This window comes from Endobacterium panacihumi (assembly GCF_050847465.1).
Classification (GTDB): Bacteria; Pseudomonadota; Alphaproteobacteria; order Rhizobiales; family Rhizobiaceae; genus Neorhizobium; species Neorhizobium panacihumi.
This window is the reverse complement of the sequence record NZ_JBOZRA010000001.1, coordinates 966,077-987,054: the sequence shown is the minus strand read 5'-3', so window position 1 is coordinate 987,054 and position 20,978 is coordinate 966,077. Positions and strand designations below refer to the sequence as shown.

The window sequence follows — 20,978 nt, the reverse complement described above, 5'->3', positions numbered from 1 at the left end:
CGGGTTGGTGATGAAGTTTAAGGATCGGTGATATCGTGAAGCGCAGTCTCGTTACAAGTCTCAGCCTCATAACCCTGACGGCGGTCAGCGCGCCGGTTCAGGCGCAGGTCATGTACCGCGATTACGGCGGAGCGCCGGATTATCAGTATGAGCGCCAATATGGCGGCGAACAGCCGACACTCGTCACGCCCGAAGGCTACATCCTGGATTACACGCCGGAACCCGGCGAATTTGTCGTGACCCGCGATCGCAGCGGCCGTCGCGTCTATATGGACCGTGGCGGCAACGTCGTTGCCACCGAAATGCAGCAGCAGAGCCGTCGCGATCGCGGTGGCTACGCCCGCAGCGAACCGGTTCCCGGTGTTTCGCCGGGATATCGGGATTACCGCGATTATCGCGGCAATGGCGGCCAGTATGACGGCGAAGTCACCGGCTCCGTACCGGACCGCGGGTCGATTACCCGCCTGCCGCTCGACGCGCCGTCGAATGACCCGGCACAATACGATCCGGACTACGCCTCGATCGAGCCGAACCAGACGCAGCCGCTGGGACCGGAGCCAAAACATTCCGGCCCGACTATTACCGTGACCAACAAGCCGCAGGCCGAGATCGCAGCCCTCCAGGTCTTTCTCGACCGCGAAGGCATTTCGCCGGGCGTGATCGACGGCCGCCTCGGCGACAATGTCAACAAGGCGATCGCCGCCTGGCAGGAAATGACCGGCGAGACGCTGGACCCCAACAATGCCGATGACATCATCCAGCGGCTTTCCTATTCCGGCGGCATGCCGATTACCGAGTACACGATCACCGCCGCCGATGCGGCCGGTCCCTATGTTGCCTCCATTCCAGACGACTATGCCCATAAGGCGCAGCTGCCGGCCATGTCGTACACATCGACCAGCGAAAAGCTGGCCGAACAGTTTCATATGGACGAAGGTTATCTGAAGGCTCTGAACCCGAATGCCGACTTCACCATTCCGGGCACGATCATCAAGGTCATCAATCCCGGTCCGGTCAAAACCGGCAATGTCACCCGCATCATCGCCGACAAGGGGCGCAAGCAGGTGTTTGCTTATGGTGAAGACGGCAAATTGATTGCCGCCTATCCAGCCACGATCGGCTCCTCGGACACGCCGTCGCCCTCCGGCAATCATACCGTTGCCCGCATCGCATTGAACCCGGGTTACACCTACAATCCAAAAATCAATTTCACCCAGGGTGAAAACAAGGAAATCCTGCAGATCCCGCCGGGTCCGAATGGCCCGGTCGGCACGGTCTGGATTGCCCTCTCCAAACCGACCTATGGTATCCACGGCACGCCCGAGCCTTCTAAGATCGGCAAGACCAACAGTCACGGCTGTATCCGCCTCACGAATTGGGATGCAACGGAACTGGCCAAGATGGTCAAGCCGGGGACAACCGTGGAATTCATGGAATAATCCAATCTCACAACACGCCGATCAGACACCCCGGAAGTCCGCTTCCGGGGTTTTGTTTTTGGACAGTCGGAAAGTCACTTGATATAAATAGGACTCCTATTTATATTCGATTTCATGGAAACGCCGAGAAACCCGTTGTCGATCGAATATCGCATCCGCGAAGGCCTTTCGCGGCTTGCGACGGTGCTGCGCGCGGACGAATGGGATAGGGCTAAATCACTCGGCCTCAATCCCACGCAACTGTCGATTCTCACATTGCTCGAGGGGCGGCCGCAAGGACTTGGTGTGCGGGAAATCGCCGTTCAACTCGGCGTCTCGCAACCCTCCGCCAGCGACTCCATCAATGCGCTCGAAAGGAAGGGCCATGTGGAGAAACATCCGGGCATGACCGATGCGCGCTCTGTCAGCGTCCGCATCAGCAAGGCTGGCATCAACCTGCTCAGGCAGGAAGACGGAAGCGACCAGATCGACAAGGCCATCGGAGCGCTGGAAGATAACCGGCAAGAGGAGCTTCTTGTGACGCTGGTCAGCATGATCCGCGATCTGCAGGAACGCGACGCCGTTCCCGTGCAGCGCATGTGTACCAGCTGTCGTCATTTCGACCCCTTCCTCCACCCGCAGGCGGAAAAACCCTATCACTGTCATTTCGTCAACGCCGCCTTCGGCCGCCGCGAGTTGCGCGTCGATTGCCGCGATCACGAACAAGCTGATCCCACTTTCCGGGCTGCCACCTGGGAAGCGTTTCAAGCGGGATAACCACCCTCCAGGCCAACAGAAAGGACAACAATCCCATGCTGAGAAAACTGATAACCGGGACGCTCGCCGTCGCCGGAACGGCGCTGCTATGCCAATCACCTGCCAGTGCCCACTCGATCAAGGCCGAACCGAAACAGGCCGTACAGGCCTCGCTCGATATCATCGAGACGAAGATCACCACCAAAGGCGACAGGGCCATGTTCAGCACCCGCGTGCGTGGCCAAGCCGGCACGGACAAGCCGGATGCCACCGGCAAGTTCGAAGGCTCCAGCGTCTATGCCTATGTCTGGCCGACCAGCCTCGATAGCGGCGAGATCGGTTTCGAGAAAAAGCAGGGCATCGTGGCGCTGGCGGTCACGTTTCACCCGGACTTCGACGATGCGGCCAATGGCGCCAAGAACCGCCACATCTGGCATCCACACTGGGTGGTTCTGGCCAAGGACGCGGCCTGTGGCGCCGGTCTCAAGGTGATCGACATCCCGGCCGGCACCAAGCCAAAGGTGCCGAAAACATGGCCCGGCGTGCCTCTTCTCATCGACAGCCCCGAATACAAGACCACGTTCACCGGTGACACGGTCGATGTGGAGATCCCGCTGAACCTGATCAACGGCATCAAGGGCGCTTCCTTCGATGGTGTGACGGCCGGCCTGAAGGTAAATGGCAACCTGCATGCACCGCTTCTCTGCGTCAGCGATGTCTTCAAGGTCGCCTCGGGCGATCTGAGCCTGCCCGGCAAGGTCGATAGAGGCAAATAAGTCCTGAAGCGACGCCTGACACCGGCATCGCTCGTGCGCCGGTTCGTCGACTGCCATCGACGAACCGGCCTATTCTCCCCTCCAGGCTTGCGAGAGAGAAGGAACATGGTGAGGATTACCCCTATTGCTGCCGATGACGCAACAACAACCATCTCGCCCACTCGCATGCAGCCTGATCCCATCATCTCCGGCAAGGCCGAACGGCCCGCCTCATCAAAGGAGAACATCATGCTTCAGCAAAAGATACGGTATGCGCCGGAACTGGCCGTCAGCGAATGGTTCAACACGCCCGCAGCCATCACGCTTGCGGGCCTGCGCGGCAGACCCGTCTTCCTGCACAGTTTCCAGCTTCTATGCCCCGGATGCATCTCCGACGCCCTGCCCCAGGTCCGTCGTATCGAACAGGTGTTTGGCAAAAGCGACCTGGCTGTCATCGGTATTCACACCGTCTTCGAACATCATGCGGCCATGACGCCGATCACGTTGCGCGCTTTCCTGCACGAATACCGCATCACCTCGCCGGTCGGCGTCGATCTGGCCGATCCGGATTCGGACATTCCGGTGACGATGCAGCGTTTCGGCATGCGCGGAACGCCATCTTCCGTGCTGATCGGCCGCGACGGCACGATCCAGCACCACGCATTCGGGGTCGAGGATGATCTGGCGCTTGGCGCGCGTATCGCCATGATGCTGTCCAGTGCAACGCCTGCTCTAAGGACCGACCAAAAGACCGACACCGCCGATGATTGCGCCGATGGCCGCTGCGCATTGCCGGCCGCTTCTACAGCATGAAGGAGACGAAAATGACCAGAAACGCGCTTGTGATCCGCCATATCCATTTCGAGGATCTCGGCTCTTTCGGCGACGTGCTGGCGCAAGCCGGTTACGACATCCGCTATACCAATGTCGGCGATGCCGATTTCTGCAACGGCGATCCGCTTGCTCCCGACCTGCTGGTCATCCTCGGAGGACCGATCGGCGTTTATGAAACCGTGTATCCGTTTCTCGACGCCGAACGGGAATTCATTCGCACGCGACTGACTGCAAACCTGCCAACGCTCGGCATCTGCCTCGGCGCCCAGCTGATTGCCGCCGCGCTCGGCGAAAAGGTGTTTGCCACCGGCCTCAAGGAGATCGGCTTTTCCGAACTGACCCTGACAGACGAAGGCAGGGCCAGCGCTCTGACCCATCTCGAAGGCGTGGCCGTACTGCATTGGCATGGCGACACCTATTGCCTGCCGAAGGACGCAAAAAACCTCGCGTCCTCCAGTCTCGTAGAGCAGCAGGCTTTTGCCATCGGAGCCAACATCCTCGGTTTACAATTCCACCCGGAAGCGGAAACCGATGAGCGGTTCGAACGCTGGCTGGTCGGCCACGCCGCAGAGCTTTCCGGCTCCGGCATCGACATCCCTGCCCTGCGTCGGGATGCGCAAACGTTTGGTCCGTGTCTGCGTCAGGCATCCCGCTTGATGCTGGGCGAATGGCTCGCCGGACTGGAAACAGGCAGATGAAAGACTTCGCCATCCTCAGCCTGCGCATCGGCAGGCTGGCGCCGCTCGGCCCTCGCAATATGCCAAGCGGCATCGACAAGACACAAGTACATGCTTCGCTTGCGCTCTCGAAAACCGGCCTTGTCGGCGACGAACAGGGCGATACGGCAAAACACGGTGGCCCGGAAAAGGCGGTGCATCATTACCCGTTCGAACACTACGCGGCCTGGGCGGAAATCCTCGGCGAACATCCTCGCCTTTCGACGCAAGGCGCTTTCGGCGAGAACATCTCCACCTGTGGCATGACTGAGGCAGATGTCGCCATCGGCGACATCTTTCGGCTTGGCTCGGCCACCGTCGAGGTCAGTCAGGGGCGACAGCCCTGCTGGCGGCTGAACGAACGATTTGGCCGCAGAACCATGGCGCGCGAGGTGCAGGAGACAGGTCGCACCGGCTGGTATTATCGCGTTATCGAAACCGGCACGGTTGGCCCGGACGACCGGCTGACCCTTCTGGAGCGCAAGACGCCGGAATGGACGATTGCCCGCATTTGGCGCGCCTTTTATATCGACCGGCTTGATAGCGCGGAATTACGCGGCATCGCCACGCTTGATGGGCTTGCCGCCGGATGGCGAGATTATGCCGCACGCCGCCTGGACAGCGGGACGGTCGAAGACTGGTCGAAACGTCTGGATGGCCCACCCACGCAGCAGTCATCGTAGATCGCCACTCCAAGCCGATCTCAGGCCAGAGACATCGCCGGCTCCAACTCTTCCTCGGCAATCGCGACAATGTTTCGGCCACGTCGTTTTGCCTCATAGAGGGCATCATCTGCCTTGCGCAGCAATTCTTCCAGCCTGATGTCGGAAGGAATCGCAGAGGCAACTCCCAGACTTGCCGTCACGCAGGCGTTGCCCAGTCCGCCATTCGGTATGCCCATTTGTTCGATCGCGTTTCGGATGCGCTCCGCCGTGGCCACGACCTGAAGCGGATCCTGACCGCAGGACAGAATCAGGATTTCTTCCCCGCCGAAGCGGAAAACCCGGGATGTTTCTTGCACGTTGTCGCGAATGCAATTCGACACGGCGCGGATACAGGAATCCCCCTCGATATGGCCATGCACGTCGTTGAACCGCTTGAAATGATCGATATCCAGCAGGATGGCGGAAACCATCGGCTGGTTTGCCGTATCACTCCAGATCGTTTCACCGAACCGTGCCAGCGAACGCCGGTTCAAAAGGCCGGTCAGTTCATCCCGTTCAGAAATGCTTTCGAGCTGCCGATAAAGAAGGCCGCCACGCAACTGATTGAGAAAATTCTGACGATCCGTCCATTCAAGGAAATATGCACTCGCCGCCAGAAAGACCGACAGAGTGAGATAAAAGATGACGATGCCGGAATACGAAACGGTATCGAAAGAGCCTGCCAGCCGCGTGGTGGTAAAATGCGACAGGCACATGACGAGCAGCCCGAACAGCACGGCCGGAAAACGCGGACGTAGCGAAATGACGAAGAACAGGAAGGCTGCGGCATTAAAGCTCTGATAGACGAACAGATAGGCGCTGTCGCTGCTCATGGCTGCAAACATCGGCAAGGTGACAGCAAGAAAGGAGATGACCACCGTCAGGACATCATATAGGAGCGCGTTCGGCCATCCGCGTGCGATCATGACGGCGACCACCACCAGCGGCGTAAAGACGAGCATGCGCAGGGCAACCACCTCCGCCAGCATGTCGCTCACCATGATGCTATCGGCGAAATAGATCAGATTGTAGATGACGGCTCCGACAACGCCCCATGTCACCACCAGCCTCGCGCGCTCGGCAGCGTAGTCTCTACGAAACAGCGCCTCTATTCGTGGACGAAAACGCAGGGCACGAAAGCCCCGCGCGATCTGACCATCCACCTCGTCAAGGGTCACCCCACCCATGTCCTTGCTCCGATCAAGAATGCCTGACCGAAGCAAAGGATCAAAAAACTGAACATTCGTCTAAAATCGCAGGGCCATTTCCGACACTGTCGCCCAGTCGTCTACAGGCATTCGGGGGGATGTCCTCTCTGACCGGGTCCGCGCGTCACGCCGCCTGACGGCGGAATGACAAGATACGCGGCAAGCCCGAACGCACGACCCTGACAGGCATCAGCCGCATCACTTCGCTCGCAAAGGCACCGGCATTCTCACGCGCCTTGTCGACATTGCTGACTTTTGCGGGATCGAGCGTATGCAACGTGCCCCCGACCTCGAACAGTTCCTTGAAGGCGCTGCGTTCATTGATGGGCGTGTTCAGCACATTGACACCGCGCGCCGCCAGCAGGCCCTTGATCGCCACCAATGCCTTGGTCGTCACCATCGAGGCGACACGCGTCAGGACGACGGAATGGGCGATATCGAGATTGGCCTTTTCCTTCATCATGGCGAGAAGATCGAGGATCTGCGCCGCGCCCTTGGCATCCATGGCCGAACCCTGGACCGGGATCATCACATGATCGGAAAGACCGATGGCGGTCGTCACCAGCGCATCGCGGGCACCGGCAAGATCGATGATGAAGTAATCGGTCTGCGCGGCCATCTCGCGCAGATGACATTGCAGCGACGCAAGGCTCACCTCGGAGATCACTTCTATATTGCGGATAGAACCGGACATCTGCGCCCACTGGCTGATCCAGCGCTGCGGATCGGCATCGATCAGCGTCACGCGGTGGCCGGAATGAGCAAGTTCTGTTGCCAGCAGAAGGGCAGCCGTCGTCTTGCCGGCGCCGCCCTTGGCATTTGCGAATGAGATCACTGGCATGCGAAAAATCCTCGAAAAGGTGCGAGCCGCATCGCTCCTGAAGGGGCGCCGGGAAACATGGCGCCGATGTTCACATCCTTTCCAATCATGGTTAACAAGATATTAATTCAGATATCGTTAATATAATGATTGAGTTTTGGGCATCGCCCATAAGACATGAAAACCCGCCGGCAAGCGGCGGGTTTCTCTGACTATTCGTGCTGCAAGACGAGAGCGCCCTGCCCGAAAAAACGTTAAAAGCAGTCGCGAAACAGCGTTTTCGTGTTCTCCAGCGTCATGGCCACCGGGTTCCCGCCGGCACTCGGATCCTCGATCGCCATGGCAGACAATTCGTCGAGCCGATCCGGAGTGATTCCCATGGCGGAAAGCGTCTCGGGAACGCCGAGTTCGGCGCGCAGCGAAAGGACGTAATCATAAAAACCGTCAAAGCCGCCGGATATACCGAGATAGGCGGCGGCTCGGGCGATCTTCTCCTCGATCGCCGAGCGATTAAAGCGAAGCACGGCCGGCATCACCACCGCATTGGTCATGCCATGATGGGTATTGTAGACGGCGCCGATCGGATGCGAGAGCGCATGGATGGCGCCAAGCCCCTTCTGGAAGGCAACCGCGCCCATGGCAGCCGCTGCCATCATGTTGCTGCGCGCCTCGATATCCGTGCCCTCGTGATAGGCGCGCGGCAAAAATTCCTTCACCAGACGCATGCCCTCGAGCGCAATGCCCGCCGACATCGGGTGATAGAAGGGCGAAGAATAGGCTTCGAGGCAATGGGCGAACGCGTCCATGCCAGTGCCCGCTGTAATCACTTTCGGCATGCCGACAGTCAGTTCCGGATCGCATATCACCACGCCGGGCAAGAATTTCGGATGAAAAATGATCTTCTTCACATGCGTCTGCGAATTGGTGATGACCGAGGCACGACCGACCTCCGAACCGGTGCCGGCCGTGGTCGGCACCGCCACGATCGGCGCGATGCCTTCGATGGACGCCCGCGTCCACCAGTCGCCGATATCCTCAAAATCCCAGACCGGCCGCGCCTGCCCGACCATGAAGGCCACGCATTTGCCGAGATCCAGCCCTGAGCCGCCGCCGAAAGCGACAACGCCGTCATGTCCGCCATCGCGATAGGCCTTGATGCCGGCTTCGAGATTGATCTCGTTCGGGTTGGGATCGACTTCAGCAAAAATCGCACGACCGAGACCGGCCTCTTCCAGCATATCAAGCGCCGTTGCCGTGATTGCCATGGTCGAAAGACCGCGATCGGTAATCAACAGCGGCTTTTTCATGCCCAGCGTTTTGCAGGCCTCTGCCAGTTCCTTGATCCGGCCACGCCCCATCTTGACGGCAGTCGGGTAACTCCAGTTCGCAACGATGTTCATGCTGTAACCTTCTTCAGGTGGTATGATTTTGGACGCGTGAGATTGTGGAAACCGAGAACCGACAGCGAGCCACCGCGACCGGTCTGCTTGACGCCGGTCCAGACCAGCGCGGGGTCGAGATAATCGGCGCGGTTCATGAACACGGTGCCGGTCTCGATCTCAGCACCGATGCGTGACGCGCGCTCGACATCCTTGGTCCAGAGCGAAGCCGTCAGCCCGTATTGGCTGTCATTCATCAGCGCTAGCGCCTCGTCATCGCTCTTCACCTTCATGATGCCGACCGCCGGTCCAAAGGTCTCTTCACGCATGAAAGCCATCGAGTGATCGACATCCACAAGCACCTGCGGCGCGAGATAGGCGCCACCATCATCAGCCGGGAAGAGTTTGGGATCGACCAGCGCCTTCGCACCCTTCGCCACGGCATCGGCCACCTGCTCGCACACAACTTTGGCAAACCGCCTGTTGGCCATCGGCCCGAGCGTCGTATCCTGATCCAGCGGATTGCCGAGCTTGTAGTTCGATACCCACGCTACCGATTTTTCGACGAAGGCGTCGTAGAGGCTTTCATGCACATAGATGCGCTCGATGCCGCAACAGCACTGGCCGGAATTGAAGGTCGCGCCATCCATCAGCGTATCGACGGCGGCATCGAGATCGGCATCCTCCATCACATATCCGGGGTCCTTCCCGCCCAACTCCAGCCCCAAGCCCGTAAACGTGCCGGCAGCCGCACGCTCGATGGCGCGCCCGCCCTCCACCGAACCGGTGAAATTGATGAAGTTGAACGAACCGGCGGCGATCAGTGCTGCACTGGTCTCGTGGTCGAGAAAGACATTCTGAAAAACGTCTTCCGGCACGCCGGCCTCGGCAAAGGCCCGCACCATGCGCTCACCCACCAAAAGCGTCTGGGCCGCATGCTTGATGATGACGGTATTGCCAGCCATCAGAGCCGGCGCCACCGTGTTGATGGCTGTCATGTATGGATAGTTCCACGGCGCGATGACAAAAACGACGCCATGTGGCTCGCGCTTGATGAGTCGGGCAAAACTCTGGCTGTCTTCCACCTCGATCGGCTTCAGGGCATCGGCAGCGATGGAGGCCACGTAATTGGATCGCTCGTTGAAACCTTTGAACTCGCCGCCATAGCGCACCGGCCGTCCCATCATCCAGGCCAGTTCCGGCACAACCTCGTCGACCATCTCGTTGAGCCGGGCGACACCTTTCAGCACCAGTTGCACACGCTCTTCAAGCGGCCGCTTAGCCCAGTTTTTCTGCGCTTTTCGCGCACGCTCAACCGCAGCTTTTGCCGCATCGAGAGAGAGCACCGGACGCTCGGCATAAACCGAACCATCGACCGGTGAAATGCATTGGATCATCGTCATTTCCAGAAAAACTCCCAATTCAGCAACGTGTCAGCAGGCGAGCGTGCGGACATGACCCGCAGCCCCGTAGTCGAGGATGGCGCGATCGCGCGTGATGATGGTGAGGTCGTGTTCGCGAGCCGTCGCGATAAGGATACGGTCGGCTGGGTCCCGATGGATCGGGTCGGGAAGAAAACAGGATTTCAGGAGAATGTCGGAGGACACATTGGCAAGCCGCGCCGCCAGTCTCGCAACGGCTTCGTCGAACCACAATTTCGGATCCCTGCGGATAATCAGGCGCCCCTTGCCGACCAGCATGCCGATTTCCCAAGCTGAAAAGACCGAAACCCATACCCGATCGGAAACTGGCTCGATGCTGCGCAACACGCGCTGCGCGTCCGCATGGATGGCCTCGTCCTCAGCAAGATAGATCAAGGCGCAGGTATCGAACAGATAACGGTCAGTTCTCATAGGCATCAGCCCAATCGGGATCGACAGGTTCAGTCAAATCCACACCAGCTGCGATCGTGACCGTGCCCTTCATGCATCCCCGCACACGATCGTAAAAATTGGTCGCTTCGAGATCGAGCCCTTCCTGCCTAATGCGCCGAGGGCGCTGTTCGGCGGGATGCTCGGCAGCGTCGATCGCGCTGTCATAGCTGCTCTGGTTATCCTCGGCGAAACCGATGACACCTCCCCGCCGATGCGCGGCGATTTCAAGCGGCGACACCCTGAGATACTCCGCCACTCCATCCTGTTCCTCGGCGCTCATCTTGCGATCGCCCTTCAGCATGCGCGAAACGGAGCTCGGATCGAGCTTGAGAAATTTGGCAAGCTCGCTACTGGAGGCGCCGATTTCCTTCAGCCTCGCATAAAACCAGTCACTATCGATCTTGGTCATGGCTTCATCCTTGAAAACCTGCATTCAACCTAGGCGATTATCGATAAAAACTCAACAATCCCGCAAGGTCGATTGCGGTTTCCTCATGCTCTTTCGAACCCACGCGCCACTTCCCAGTCGGTCACCCGCCGGTCGTATTCCTCCTGCTCCCAGCGCGCCGCCCGCGTGTAATGATCGATCACGTCGTCGCCAAAAGCCTCTCTAAGCATGGCCGATCCGGTCATCACCTCGGTCGCAGCCCGTAAGGTCACCGGAATTTCGCGCACATTCTTGATGCTGTAGGCGTCACCGACGAAGGCCGGTTCAAGCGCCATCTTCTTTTCGATACCGTCGATACCGGCGGCGATCAGCGCTGCCATGGCCAGATACGGATTGAGATCAGCACCACCGACACGGCATTCGACACGCACCGCCTTGGTATCCTCTCCGCAGAGACGATAACCGGCCGTGCGATTGTCTTTCGACCATACCGCCTTGGTCGGCGCGAACGTGCCCGCCACGAACCGTTTGTAAGAGTTGATATAGGGCGCGAGGAAATAGGTGATCTCGCCGGCATGGGCGAGCAGGCCGGCCATGTAATGCCGCATGGTTTCCGACATGCCGCACTCCCCGTCCTTGTCGAAGAAAAGCGGTGTCTTCCCGTCCTTGCTCCACAGCGACTGGTGGATATGCGAGGACGAACCTGCGGCTGAATAATGCCATTTGGCGAGGAAGGTGATGGCCTTGCCCTTGAAGAAGGCGATTTCCTTGCAGCCGTTTTTGACGATCACGTGCCGGTCGGCCATGGTCAGGGCGTCGGTGTAACGGACGTTGATCTCCTCCTGCCCCGCCGATGCTTCGCCCTTGGAATTTTCGACAGGGATGCCGGCTCCCTGCAAGCCAGTGCGGATTGCCCGCATCACATCCTCTTCCTTGGTGGTCTGAAAGATGTGGTAGTCCTCGTTATAGGCGCTCGCCAGTTTCAGGCTGCGGTAACCGGAAGCCTGAGCCTGCTCATAGGTCTGGTCGAACAGAAAGAACTCAAGTTCTGTCGCCATGAAGGCCTTCATGCCCATGGCTTCCAGCCGCGCCACCTGCTTTTTCAGGATGGCGCGCGGCGAATGCGGCACCTCTTCATGGGTGTGGTGATCGAGCACGTCGCAAAGCACCAGAGCCGTGCCTTCCAGCCAGGGAATGCGGCGCAGCGTCGATAGGTCCGGCTTCATCGTATAATCGCCGTAACCCGCCTCCCAGCTCGTCGCCTTGTAGCCGCCCACCGTCTCCATCTCGATATCGGTGGCCAGAAGGTAGTTGCAGCTATGCGTCTCCTTCCAGGCGCTTTCGACGAAAAATTCCGCCTGAAAGCGCTTGCCCATCAGTCGGCCCTGCATGTCCACCTGGCAAGCAAGCACGGTATCGATGACGCCTTCCGCGACATCGGCCTTCAAGTCTTCGAATGTATATGCGGTGGTCATGCAGCACCCCGATTTTATCGGATTTTCTGATATGTCGACCGGCGGCTGCACGCCGCCGGCCCTCTTCCGTCACTGATCTCAGGCGCGTGCAGCCGCCGAGGCGGCAACCGCCTTTTCCTTGTGCTCCAGCGCAAATTCCTCTTCCGGCGACAGGATCAGCTTGTGACGGCCGATCAGCGCGAAATAGGCAATGGCAACGGCGAACCACACGGCGACCCACAAAACACCCTTGGTGAAATTGGGGTCCTGCACCTGATAGACCAGCGTCACGCAGGCGATGATGACCGTCAGCGCCGCACCGGGCACGCCGAGCGGAGAGCGGAACGGCCGCTCGATATTCGGCAGGTTTTTCCGCAGGAGGATGAAGGAGATTGCCTGCATGATGTAGGAAAACATTGCTCCGAACACGGCCATGTTCAGCAGCACCGCGCCGATGACGCTGCCGCCCGCTTCAGCCCCCAGCGCAAACCAGATGACCAGCATGACGGCGAGGCCAACGCTCGCACCCGTCAACATGGCGATATGCGGGGTCTTGAAGCGCGAATGGGTGATCGACAGCGCGGTCGGGAAATAACCGGCACGCGAGAGCGAATAGATCTGACGTCCCTGTGCATAAAGAATCGTGTGGAAACTGGCGATGAGGCCCGTCAGCGCGACGAGACCGAGAACCACAACGCCGCTATCGCCATACACCGCCTTGAAACCGTCGAGCAGCGGCTCCAGTGCAGAACCGAGATGGAAGGCGCCGACGCCCGGCAGCGACGGATTGAGCAGCACGATCATGAAGGCGGATACCATCAGCGTGATGATGCCGAGAATGATACCCTTGGGCATGTCGCGTTTCGGATCGACGGATTCTTCCGCCGCCAGCGGCAGCTGCTCGATGGCGAGAAAGAGCCAAACGGCAAAGGGCAGTGTTGCCAGCACGCCGGAGAACCCGAAGGGGAACCACGAGCCATTGCCTTCCGGCAGTTCCATCGGCGCGCCATCGGGCCCGACGCCGATATTCAGCGCCCAGCGGGAAAAATCCATGTTCGGGATGGCGCTCACCCAGAAGAACACCAGCACCGCCAGCGAAATCAGCGTGATCACCAGCGTCACCTTGAACGACAGTTCCAGCCCGAAAATGTTGAGGCCGAGAAAGACCGCGTAGAAGAACACCCATAAAAGCGGTGAATAGGCCGGATCCAGCCCCAGGATGGTGTTCACGTAAGCCGTGATGAAGGTGACGATGACCGCCGGCGTCAGCACGTATTCGACGTTTTCACACAAGCCGGTGATGAAACCGCCCCACGGCCCCATGGCGGTGCGGGCGAAGGAATAGGCGGCACCGGTATGCGGCAGCGCCGGGCTCATCTCCGCGATCGAGAAGGTCAGGCCGAGATACATGATGGCGATGATGATGCCAGCCACCAGCATGCCGCCCCATCCGCCCGTGGCGAAACCAAAATTCCAGCCGGAGAAATGGCCGGAAATGACCGCTCCGACGCCAAGTGCCCAAAGCGACCACACGCCCGCATAACGGGATAGGTGCCTCTTTTCGAAATAGGATGCGTCAGCCTTCTTGTAGCTGACCCCTGATGATGAACTTTCCATGCCTTCTCTCCTGATCAAAGAAAAAACAGGCGACCGGCCAGAATGGCCGGAGAGCGCCCCCAGTTCAGTTCGTGTCCGCCGCCCGATATTTCGGTGTCGGTGGAATGCAGTGCTGTTTCCCTTGGGTCCTAACGACCGCCGGCTGCGAGGCTTTCCCGCAGCAGACCGGTCAGGAAATCGGCCACGACCCTCTGGCCGACCTCCTCTTCAATCAAATCATTCCTTATCTCGATCATGACATTCAAAAGCCCCCCCGGCAGGGCGTGAACTTCCAGCGTGTGGGTCACGCCATCGGCGGCCCCGTAAGGTTCGTTGCGCTCGATGTGGTAGAGCCTTGTATCAGCTGCCGCCGTCAGCATGCGGTCTGCCAGCCGGTTATCCGCATCGTGAAGAATGCCGATTTCGACTTGCCGCTTTTTTCCGTAGTAGACCGGCGTAAAGCTGTGTACCGTTACCAGCACAGTCGCCCTGCGCGCTTTTGTCCGGGCAGCGATCTCCTCAGCAATCCGCTTCTGAAACGGCAGATAGAGCGCCGCCGTGCGTCGCGCCTTCTCCGCCTCCGACAGGTTCTCGTTGCCGGGAATACGAAAGACCTCACTGACATCGCGTATGGCTTCCGGTGATTGCGGCGGCCGATTGCAATCGTAGATCAGCCGCGAAAAGCGCTGATAGATCAGCGTGGCATCAAGATTTGTTGCCATCAGGCGCGAGACCGCGAGCGCACCCGGATCCCAGGCGATGTGGGAGTGGAGCGCATCCGCCGGCAGACCCAAGTCGCCGTAGGCTTCCGGCAGGCGGTTGGAAGCATGTTCGCAGACCAGCAGCACATCGCTGCAACCGCCGCCGTTTTCCACGGCAACCGGATCGCCATCCGCCTCTGTCAAAACCGCCGACTGAACGAGCATGCAGGCCTCGCCGCATTCGTTAACGAAGATTGAAGAAAAGAATTCTTCATCTTTTGCAGAAGGTCAATCGGCTTTCTGAAAAAATCTTTTCAATACCGCCATTGACAGAAACGGCCCGGCAATTGTTAATTTCATCAACCGGCAGAGACCGGAGGGGAACATAGCATCCGTGCAGGAAACCTCGCGCACAGTGTCAGACGTCATCCGCCGCAGTTATGACGGCCTGACCCCGACCGAGAGACGACTGGCGGATAGCCTGCTGGAGAATTATCCGGTGTCAGGGCTTGGCAGCATAACCGCGACCGCGGAAAACGCCGGCGTTTCGACGGCGACGGTGGCGCGCGCCGTGCAAAAGCTCGGCTTCAAGGGCTATCCCGAATTCCAGTCGCGCCTGCGTCAGGAGCTGGAAGCGACGATCTCCAACCCGATCGCCAAACACGATCACTGGCAAGACCGCTGGGCGGCCCGTGCGCCGGACACGCACATCCTCAACCGGTTCGCCGAAGCCGTGACCGACAATCTGCGTGATACGCTGGCCGAACTCGACATCCCGGCCTTCGACGGCACGACAGCGCTTTTGCAGGATCTCGACCGGCATCTTTATTTTGTCGGCGGCCGCATCACGGGCGCGCTGGCCGAATATTTCTTCACACACATGCAGGTGATCCGACCTCGCACGACACTGATCTCCAACAATTCCAGTTCCTGGCCGCAGCATGTGCTCAACATGAATGCCGGCGACGTTCTGGTGATTTTCGACATCCGCCGTTACGAGCAGGAGATGGCGACGCTGGCGGAAGCCGCCAAGGCGGCCGGCGTCGTCATCGTCTTGTTCACCGATCTTTGGGCCTCGCCCGTTGCTCGCCATGCCCGCCACACCTTCAAGGCACGCATCGAGGCGCCTTCGGCCTGGGATTCTTCGGTCGTCACCCTGTTCATTGTGGAGGCCCTGATCGAGGCCGTGCAGAATGCGCGCTGGGAAACCACCAAAGAACGCATGCATTCCTTGGAAAATCTTTTCGAGCGAAGCCGCCTTTTCCGCCGTCTGGCGAAAAACGATCGCTCAAATCACGGATAGTTCACTGAAAACCGGTGGAAATCCAAGTGTTTGCATTGATGCATGCGCAGCTGTGCATACTGTCACATACGATACATGAACCGGCTCTACGAGTGTCGCCGACACAATCTGAAACCCAGGAGGATACCGTGATCACCAAGACCAGACGTCTTCTGTCCATCACCACCGCCATGGTCGTCGCTTCGACCAGTTTTGCTTTCGCCGAGCCGAGCGCAGAACTGGTTGCAGCCGCCAAGAAGGAAGGCCAGCTCACCACCATCGCCCTGCCCCACAGCTGGTGCGGTTATGGCGAAGTCATCGCCAGCTTCAAGAAGAAGTATCCGGAAATTCAGGTCAACGAACTGAACCCGGATGCCAGCTCGGGCGACGAAATCGAAGCCATCAAGGCCAACAAGGACAACAAGGGCCCGCAGGCACCTGACGTCATCGACGTCGGTCTCTCCTTCGGCCCGTCCGCCAAGAAGGAAGGCCTGATCCAGCCTTACAAGGTTTCCACCTGGGATTCGATCCCGGACGACGCCAAGGATGCCGAAGGCTTCTGGTACGGCGATTATTACGGCGTTCTGTCGTTCATCGTGAACACCGACATCGTCAAGAACGTACCGAAGGACTGGAAGGACCTGACCGGTTCGGACTACGCCAACTCGGTTGCTCTCGCCGGTGACCCGCGCTCGTCCAACCAGGCCGTCCAGGGCGTTTATGCCGCCGGTATCGCTGCCGGCGAAACCGATGCCACCAAGGCTGGCGAAGCCGGTCTGAAGCTGTTTGCCGAAATCAACAAGGCCGGCAATTTCGTGCCCGTCATCGGCAAGTCCGCTTCGCTGGCGCAGGGCTCCACCCCAATCGTCATCGCCTGGGACTATAACGGTCTCTCCTGGCGCGACACGCTGAAGGGCAACCCGCCGCTCGAAGTCGTCGTTCCGGAATCGGGCGTCGTCGCCGGTGTCTACGTTCAGGCGATCTCGGCTTACGCGCCGCACCCGAATGCCGCGAAGCTTTGGATGGAGCATATCTATTCCGACGAAGGCCAGATCGGTTACCTCAAGGGCTATTGCCATCCGATCCGCTTCAACGATCTTGCCAAGAACAACAAGATCCCGAAGGAGATGCTCGACGCCCTGCCGCCGGCTGCCGCCTATGAAAAGGCGATCTTCCCGACGCTCGACGATCAGGACAAGGGCAAGACCGCCATCACCACCCAGTGGGACAAGGTCGTCGGCGCCAACATTCAGTAATCCTTTAACGGGTTTATCATTGGCCTCCCCGCCGTTCGCGCGGGGAGGTTTTTCTCTCCTCCGGCAGAAACGGCGGCCGAATGTCCACCGCATCCTCTTCGTTCATCGATCGCCGCACGATCATCGACTGGCTCGGTATTGCGCCGTTCCTGATCTTTGCACTGATGTTCCTGATCGTCCCCACGCTCTATCTGGTGAGCGGCGCGTTTTTTAACGCGCAAGGTCAGTTCACTTTCCAGAACATCGTCGACCTGTTCACGCCGACCATCATGTCCGCCTACTGGATCTCGATCAAGGTCTCGCTGGCCTCCTCGCTGGGTGGCGCGCTGATCGGATTTTTCCTGGCATGGGCGATCGTGCTTGGCGGCCTGCCGTCCTGGATCCGTTCCGGCCTGCTGACCTTTTCCGGCGTCGCCTCCAATTTCGCCGGCGTGCCGCTTGCCTTCGCATTCATCGCCACGCTCGGCCGCACCGGCCTTGTCACCGTGCTGTTGCGCGACTGGTTCGGCTTCAATCTTTATTCGACCGGCTTCAACCTTCTCTCCTTCTTCGGCCTGACGATCACCTACATGTTCTTCCAGATCCCGCTGATGGTGCTGATCCTGACGCCGGCGCTGGACGGACTGAAGAAGGAATGGCGCGAGGCGTCCGAAATCCTCGGCGCTTCCAACTGGCAATACTGGCGCATGATCGGGCTGCCGATCCTGTGGCCAAGCCTGCTCGGGACATCGCTTCTGCTGTTCGCGAATGCCTTTGGCGCGATCGCCACGGCTTATGCGCTGACCGGCGCCTCGCTCAACATCGTGCCGATCCTGCTTTATGCGCAGATCCGCGGTGACGTGCTGCATAACCCCAATCTCGGTTATGCGCTGGCGCTCGGCATGATCGTCATTACCGGCCTCTCCAACATTCTCTATATCTGGCTGCGCATGCGCGCCGAACGCTGGCAGAAGTGAGGGCGCGATCATGAAGATGACCAAATTCTTCGCCTGGTTCGCGATCGCCGTCGGCGTCACCTATTTCTTCGTGCCGCTGGCCGGCACGTTCGAATTTTCGCTGCGCATGCGCCGTGGAGAATATTCGCTGGATGCCTATGGCTCGGTATTTTCCGACGTGCAGTTCCAGCAGACCTTTGGCTTTTCGATGCTGATGGCGCTGCTGACCATCGTCTTCGGCATGCTGCTGGTGGTTCCGACCGCCTATTGGGTCCGCCTGCGCCTGCCGCAGATGCGCCCCTTCGTGGAGTTCGTGACGCTGATGCCGCTGGTCATCCCGGCCATCGTCATCGTATTCGGTTACCTGCGGCTCTACAATTCGGCCTCCTATATTCCCTTCACCGGTTCGCTGCTAGGCACCAACATCCTGCTGGTGATGTCCTACATCACCCTGTCGCTGCCCTACATGTACCGCTCGGTCGATACCGCCATGCGCACGATCGATGTGCGCACGCTGACGGAAGCCGCCGAAATTCTCGGCGCAAAGTGGCCGACCATCATGTTCCGCTGCATCTTCCCGAACGTGATGTCCGGTGTATTGTCGGGCGCCTTCATCACTTTTGCCATCGTCATCGGCGAATTCACCATGGCGGCGCTCCTCAACCGCCCGGCCTTCGGCCCCTACCTGCAGCTCGTCGGCGCCAACAAGGCCTATGAGCCTTCCGCACTCGCCATCATCGCCTTTGCCATCACCTGGCTTTCCATGGGCCTCATCCAGCTCGTGTCGCGCTTCGGCAAGCTGACACAGTCACGTCCTTAAAGGTTTTCCCGATGCCCTTTCTCGCACTTTCAAACATCAAGAAGAGCTTTGGCCAGACCCAGGTCGTGCATGATTTCAACATGTCGATCGAAAAGGGCGAGTTCATCTCCTTCCTCGGCCCGTCCGGCTGCGGCAAGACGACGATCCTGCGCATGATCGCCGGTTTCGAACAGCCAAGCGGCGGCACGATCCATATCGACGGCCGCGACCAGACGCGCCTGAAGCCCAACCAGCGCAATATCGGCATGGTGTTCCAGGCCTATGCGCTGTTCCCCAACATGACCGTGTTCGATAATGTCGCCTTCGGTCTGAAAGTGGCAGGCCAGCCCAAGGCAGAGATCGAGACGCGCGTGAAGGAGATGCTGAAACTCATCCATCTCGAACATCTGGCCGACCGTTACCCCTACCAGATGTCGGGCGGCCAGCAGCAGCGCGTGGCGCTGGCGCGCGCGCTTGCCCCGAAACCGCAGGTCCTGCTGCTCGACGAGCCACTCTCGGCGCTCGACGCAAAAATCCGTGTGTCGCTGCGTGAGGAAATCCGCCAGATCCAGCGCCAGCTCGGCATCACCACCGTGTTCGTCACCCATGACCAGGAAGAGGCGCTGTCGATCTCCGACCGCATCGTCGTCATGAATGCCGGCCGCGCCGACCAGATCGGCACCCCGTCGGACATCTACAACCGCCCCGCCACCCGTTTTGTCGCCTCTTTCGTCGGCACGCTCAACATCATCGAGGCGACTGTTGTCGATCCATCCGCAGGAACGGTGATGATCGGCGACCAGACCATTGCCCTGCGCGAATCGATCGCCGACAAGACCGGCGGTGAAACCATCTCGCTGGCGTTGCGGCCGGAAGCCGGCTCTCTGTCCGAAAGCGCCAAGGGTGACACCGCGCTGACCGGCAAGGTCGTCTCGGCCAATTTCCTCGGCTCGGTGGTGCGCACCCGTATCGCCGTGGGCAAGAACACCGTCTCGTTCGACATGTTCAACTCGCCGGATCTCGTCATGCCCGCGCCTGACGAGGTGGTGACCCTGCGCTTTTCAGCCGGCGATCTGCTGGTGATCCGCGACTGATTTTAGCATCCCCTTGTGGAAAACGACGCTTGCGCCGCATTTTGTGATCACCGATTGCGAAAAAACGTAAAGGCGCGTGAACAGCTGAAAATTCCTCGGAAAACCGCGTGGATACGTTCGCGCGACGATCGCTTGGAAAGCCCGGTTTTCCGGGCTTTTTATTGCCATGCACAATACCGCAGCGCACAATAACAGACATAGCAAAAGATGGCCGCGACACCGACGCGCCAGCCTAACCCACTCTTCTTCGGGGCGTTTCTACCCTTGCAAAGCCAAAAACTTTTTGAGAGACCGGATAAAGGCACAGGAAAGAAAGGCAGGGTTCATGCGGAACACCGACAGCGTTTCAATCTTCGAAATGTTCTCCGAGATCGCGGTGGCGATCAACGAAAACAGCCACCGTCTGGTGCGCCTGACCGATCATGAGGGCCGCGGCGACCACGGTGCCGTGACACCGGATATGTTCGACGCGATAGAAGCGGAACTTGCCGGTCTCGAACCATCCGAATGGACACCCGGCCGCTACTTCGACCTTGCAGCCGAAACCCTTCTGACCATTCCCGGCGTCGCTCCCAGACTTTACGCCAGCGCCTTTCGGCGCGCCGGTAGCGCCCTGATGCGCAAACGCTCCATTCTTGCCGAAGATTTCGGCAGCGCCTTCGCCGCCATGGCCACCAGTTTTCGTGACCACGCCGAACGCGAACCGGGCGGCGCGGAAATCGCCAGCGTCTGGCTGCGCGCGGCAAAGGCTTATGCCATCGAATCCGCCGCCGGTGGCAAACTGTCCGCCTGTCTGCAGGCCGCCACCGATGCAGCAGAAGAACAGCCGGCCGGTTTCCCCAAGCCCGGCGCCGGCGAGCTTTCCTCCATCCTTGTCATTCGTGCGATGCGTGACGCGTTGAGCCAGGAAAATTGAGTTCCGCACCGACACTCGTCATGCGCGTGTTACTCGCAGTCCATAACGTCAGGCCATGCATGACGACGATATTTTTATAAGCGATAAACTGAT

Annotated in this window: 21 protein-coding genes; 12 read left to right on the top strand and 9 right to left on the bottom strand. The window is 59.4% G+C overall.

What is annotated here, in order from left to right; genetic code table 11:
* The first annotated feature begins 110 nt into the window (after nt 1–110).
* The 6 genes from ACRQ1B_RS04890 (at nt 111) to ACRQ1B_RS04865 (ending at nt 5,162) form a co-directional block, all read left to right on the top strand.
* Nucleotides 111–1,439, top strand: a complete 1,329-nt coding sequence (locus ACRQ1B_RS04890; protein ID WP_432293813.1) for a L,D-transpeptidase — start codon at nt 111–113, stop codon at nt 1,437–1,439.
* 135 nt (nt 1,440–1,574) lie between these two features.
* Nucleotides 1,575–2,195 carry a MarR family winged helix-turn-helix transcriptional regulator gene (locus ACRQ1B_RS04885; protein WP_432292529.1) on the top strand — a complete coding sequence of 207 codons (621 nt, stop codon included), beginning with the start codon at nt 1,575–1,577 and terminating at the stop codon, nt 2,193–2,195.
* A 35-nt stretch (nt 2,196–2,230) separates the two neighbouring features.
* Nucleotides 2,231–2,950: a hypothetical protein gene (locus tag ACRQ1B_RS04880; RefSeq protein WP_432292528.1), complete on the top strand. Its 720-nt coding sequence runs from the start codon at nt 2,231–2,233 to the stop codon at nt 2,948–2,950.
* Between the two features lie 228 nt (nt 2,951–3,178).
* Nucleotides 3,179–3,742: a thioredoxin domain-containing protein gene (locus ACRQ1B_RS04875; protein WP_432292527.1), complete on the top strand. Its 564-nt coding sequence runs from the start codon at nt 3,179–3,181 to the stop codon at nt 3,740–3,742.
* Between the two features lie 11 nt (nt 3,743–3,753).
* On the top strand, nt 3,754–4,461 hold the full coding sequence (locus ACRQ1B_RS04870) for a glutamine amidotransferase (protein WP_432292526.1): 708 nt from the start codon (nt 3,754–3,756) through the stop codon (nt 4,459–4,461).
* Complete coding sequence (locus tag ACRQ1B_RS04865) at nt 4,458–5,162, top strand: MOSC domain-containing protein (RefSeq protein WP_432292525.1); 705 nt, start codon at nt 4,458–4,460, stop codon at nt 5,160–5,162. The genes ACRQ1B_RS04870 and ACRQ1B_RS04865 overlap by 4 nt, the downstream gene beginning before the upstream one ends.
* Before the next feature lie 20 nt (nt 5,163–5,182).
* Here ACRQ1B_RS04865 and ACRQ1B_RS04860 read toward each other — a convergent pair whose 3' ends face one another.
* The 9 genes from ACRQ1B_RS04860 to ACRQ1B_RS04820 form a co-directional block, all read right to left on the bottom strand.
* Nucleotides 5,183–6,370, bottom strand: a complete 1,188-nt coding sequence (locus ACRQ1B_RS04860; protein ID WP_432292524.1) for a GGDEF domain-containing protein — start codon at nt 6,368–6,370, stop codon at nt 5,183–5,185.
* Between the two features lie 145 nt (nt 6,371–6,515).
* Nucleotides 6,516–7,232, bottom strand: a complete 717-nt coding sequence (locus ACRQ1B_RS04855; RefSeq protein WP_432292523.1) for an AAA family ATPase — start codon at nt 7,230–7,232, stop codon at nt 6,516–6,518.
* Between the two features lie 233 nt (nt 7,233–7,465).
* Nucleotides 7,466–8,611 carry an iron-containing alcohol dehydrogenase gene (locus ACRQ1B_RS04850; RefSeq protein WP_432292522.1) on the bottom strand — a complete coding sequence of 382 codons (1,146 nt, stop codon included), beginning with the start codon at nt 8,609–8,611 and terminating at the stop codon, nt 7,466–7,468.
* Nucleotides 8,608–9,993, bottom strand: a complete 1,386-nt coding sequence (locus ACRQ1B_RS04845; protein WP_432292521.1) for an aldehyde dehydrogenase family protein — start codon at nt 9,991–9,993, stop codon at nt 8,608–8,610. The genes ACRQ1B_RS04850 and ACRQ1B_RS04845 overlap by 4 nt, the downstream gene beginning before the upstream one ends.
* A 30-nt stretch (nt 9,994–10,023) precedes the next feature.
* Entirely contained in the window at nt 10,024–10,449 is a 426-nt protein-coding gene (locus ACRQ1B_RS04840; RefSeq protein WP_432292520.1) for a type II toxin-antitoxin system VapC family toxin, read from the bottom strand.
* Nucleotides 10,433–10,873 carry a helix-turn-helix domain-containing protein gene (locus ACRQ1B_RS04835; RefSeq protein WP_432292519.1) on the bottom strand — a complete coding sequence of 147 codons (441 nt, stop codon included), beginning with the start codon at nt 10,871–10,873 and terminating at the stop codon, nt 10,433–10,435. Before ACRQ1B_RS04835 ends, ACRQ1B_RS04840 begins: the two co-directional genes overlap by 17 nt.
* Nucleotides 10,874–10,956: 83 nt before the next feature.
* Nucleotides 10,957–12,327 carry a glutamine synthetase family protein gene (locus ACRQ1B_RS04830; protein ID WP_432292518.1) on the bottom strand — a complete coding sequence of 457 codons (1,371 nt, stop codon included), beginning with the start codon at nt 12,325–12,327 and terminating at the stop codon, nt 10,957–10,959.
* Between the two features lie 78 nt (nt 12,328–12,405).
* Complete coding sequence (locus tag ACRQ1B_RS04825; protein ID WP_432292517.1) at nt 12,406–13,923, bottom strand: amino acid permease; 1,518 nt, start codon at nt 13,921–13,923, stop codon at nt 12,406–12,408.
* Nucleotides 13,924–14,051: 128 nt separating this feature from the next.
* On the bottom strand, nt 14,052–14,828 hold the full coding sequence (locus ACRQ1B_RS04820) for an N-formylglutamate amidohydrolase (RefSeq protein WP_432292516.1): 777 nt from the start codon (nt 14,826–14,828) through the stop codon (nt 14,052–14,054).
* 169 nt (nt 14,829–14,997) lie between these two features.
* On the opposite strand from ACRQ1B_RS04820, the gene ACRQ1B_RS04815 reads away from it, so the two are divergent.
* The 6 genes from ACRQ1B_RS04815 to ACRQ1B_RS04790 all read left to right on the top strand — a co-directional run bounded on the left by ACRQ1B_RS04815 (nt 14,998) and on the right by ACRQ1B_RS04790 (nt 20,885).
* On the top strand, nt 14,998–15,906 hold the full coding sequence (locus ACRQ1B_RS04815; protein ID WP_432292515.1) for a MurR/RpiR family transcriptional regulator: 909 nt from the start codon (nt 14,998–15,000) through the stop codon (nt 15,904–15,906).
* Between the two features lie 128 nt (nt 15,907–16,034).
* The gene (locus ACRQ1B_RS04810) at nt 16,035–17,141 is read left to right on the top strand and encodes an ABC transporter substrate-binding protein (RefSeq protein WP_432292514.1); all 1,107 of its coding nucleotides are present in this window, start codon (nt 16,035–16,037) and stop codon (nt 17,139–17,141) included.
* Between the two features lie 80 nt (nt 17,142–17,221).
* Nucleotides 17,222–18,097 (top strand): ABC transporter permease, encoded by an 876-nt coding sequence (locus tag ACRQ1B_RS04805; RefSeq protein WP_432292513.1) that lies wholly within the window; start codon nt 17,222–17,224, stop codon nt 18,095–18,097.
* A gap of 10 nt (nt 18,098–18,107) precedes the next feature.
* Nucleotides 18,108–18,896: an ABC transporter permease gene (locus ACRQ1B_RS04800; RefSeq protein ID WP_153354633.1), complete on the top strand. Its 789-nt coding sequence runs from the start codon at nt 18,108–18,110 to the stop codon at nt 18,894–18,896.
* A gap of 11 nt (nt 18,897–18,907) precedes the next feature.
* Nucleotides 18,908–19,969 carry an ABC transporter ATP-binding protein gene (locus ACRQ1B_RS04795; protein WP_432292512.1) on the top strand — a complete coding sequence of 354 codons (1,062 nt, stop codon included), beginning with the start codon at nt 18,908–18,910 and terminating at the stop codon, nt 19,967–19,969.
* 325 nt (nt 19,970–20,294) lie between these two features.
* Nucleotides 20,295–20,885: a DAK2 domain-containing protein gene (locus tag ACRQ1B_RS04790; protein WP_432292511.1), complete on the top strand. Its 591-nt coding sequence runs from the start codon at nt 20,295–20,297 to the stop codon at nt 20,883–20,885.
* Nucleotides 20,886–20,978 lie beyond the last annotated feature (93 nt).

What these genes read in the sequence shown, in the direction of transcription:
- ACRQ1B_RS04890 (WP_432293813.1), top strand. Translation starts at nt 111, where the DNA reads ATGTACCGCGATTACGGCGGAGCGCCGGATTATCAGTATGAGCGCCAA.
- ACRQ1B_RS04880 (WP_432292528.1), top strand. Translation starts at nt 2,231, where the DNA reads ATGCTGAGAAAACTGATAACCGGGACGCTCGCCGTCGCCGGAACGGCG.
- ACRQ1B_RS04875 (WP_432292527.1), top strand. Translation starts at nt 3,179, where the DNA reads ATGCTTCAGCAAAAGATACGGTATGCGCCGGAACTGGCCGTCAGCGAA.
- ACRQ1B_RS04870 (WP_432292526.1), top strand. Translation starts at nt 3,754, where the DNA reads ATGACCAGAAACGCGCTTGTGATCCGCCATATCCATTTCGAGGATCTC.
- ACRQ1B_RS04865 (WP_432292525.1), top strand. Translation starts at nt 4,458, where the DNA reads ATGAAAGACTTCGCCATCCTCAGCCTGCGCATCGGCAGGCTGGCGCCG.
- ACRQ1B_RS04860 (WP_432292524.1), bottom strand. Translation starts at nt 6,370, where the DNA reads ATGGGTGGGGTGACCCTTGACGAGGTGGATGGTCAGATCGCGCGGGGC.
- ACRQ1B_RS04855 (WP_432292523.1), bottom strand. Translation starts at nt 7,232, where the DNA reads ATGCCAGTGATCTCATTCGCAAATGCCAAGGGCGGCGCCGGCAAGACG.
- ACRQ1B_RS04850 (WP_432292522.1), bottom strand. Translation starts at nt 8,611, where the DNA reads ATGAACATCGTTGCGAACTGGAGTTACCCGACTGCCGTCAAGATGGGG.
- ACRQ1B_RS04845 (WP_432292521.1), bottom strand. Translation starts at nt 9,993, where the DNA reads ATGACGATGATCCAATGCATTTCACCGGTCGATGGTTCGGTTTATGCC.
- ACRQ1B_RS04840 (WP_432292520.1), bottom strand. Translation starts at nt 10,449, where the DNA reads ATGCCTATGAGAACTGACCGTTATCTGTTCGATACCTGCGCCTTGATC.
- ACRQ1B_RS04835 (WP_432292519.1), bottom strand. Translation starts at nt 10,873, where the DNA reads ATGACCAAGATCGATAGTGACTGGTTTTATGCGAGGCTGAAGGAAATC.
- ACRQ1B_RS04830 (WP_432292518.1), bottom strand. Translation starts at nt 12,327, where the DNA reads ATGACCACCGCATATACATTCGAAGACTTGAAGGCCGATGTCGCGGAA.
- ACRQ1B_RS04825 (WP_432292517.1), bottom strand. Translation starts at nt 13,923, where the DNA reads ATGGAAAGTTCATCATCAGGGGTCAGCTACAAGAAGGCTGACGCATCC.
- ACRQ1B_RS04820 (WP_432292516.1), bottom strand. Translation starts at nt 14,828, where the DNA reads ATGCTCGTTCAGTCGGCGGTTTTGACAGAGGCGGATGGCGATCCGGTT.
- ACRQ1B_RS04805 (WP_432292513.1), top strand. Translation starts at nt 17,222, where the DNA reads ATGTCCACCGCATCCTCTTCGTTCATCGATCGCCGCACGATCATCGAC.
- ACRQ1B_RS04800 (WP_153354633.1), top strand. Translation starts at nt 18,108, where the DNA reads ATGAAGATGACCAAATTCTTCGCCTGGTTCGCGATCGCCGTCGGCGTC.
- ACRQ1B_RS04795 (WP_432292512.1), top strand. Translation starts at nt 18,908, where the DNA reads ATGCCCTTTCTCGCACTTTCAAACATCAAGAAGAGCTTTGGCCAGACC.
- ACRQ1B_RS04790 (WP_432292511.1), top strand. Translation starts at nt 20,295, where the DNA reads ATGCGGAACACCGACAGCGTTTCAATCTTCGAAATGTTCTCCGAGATC.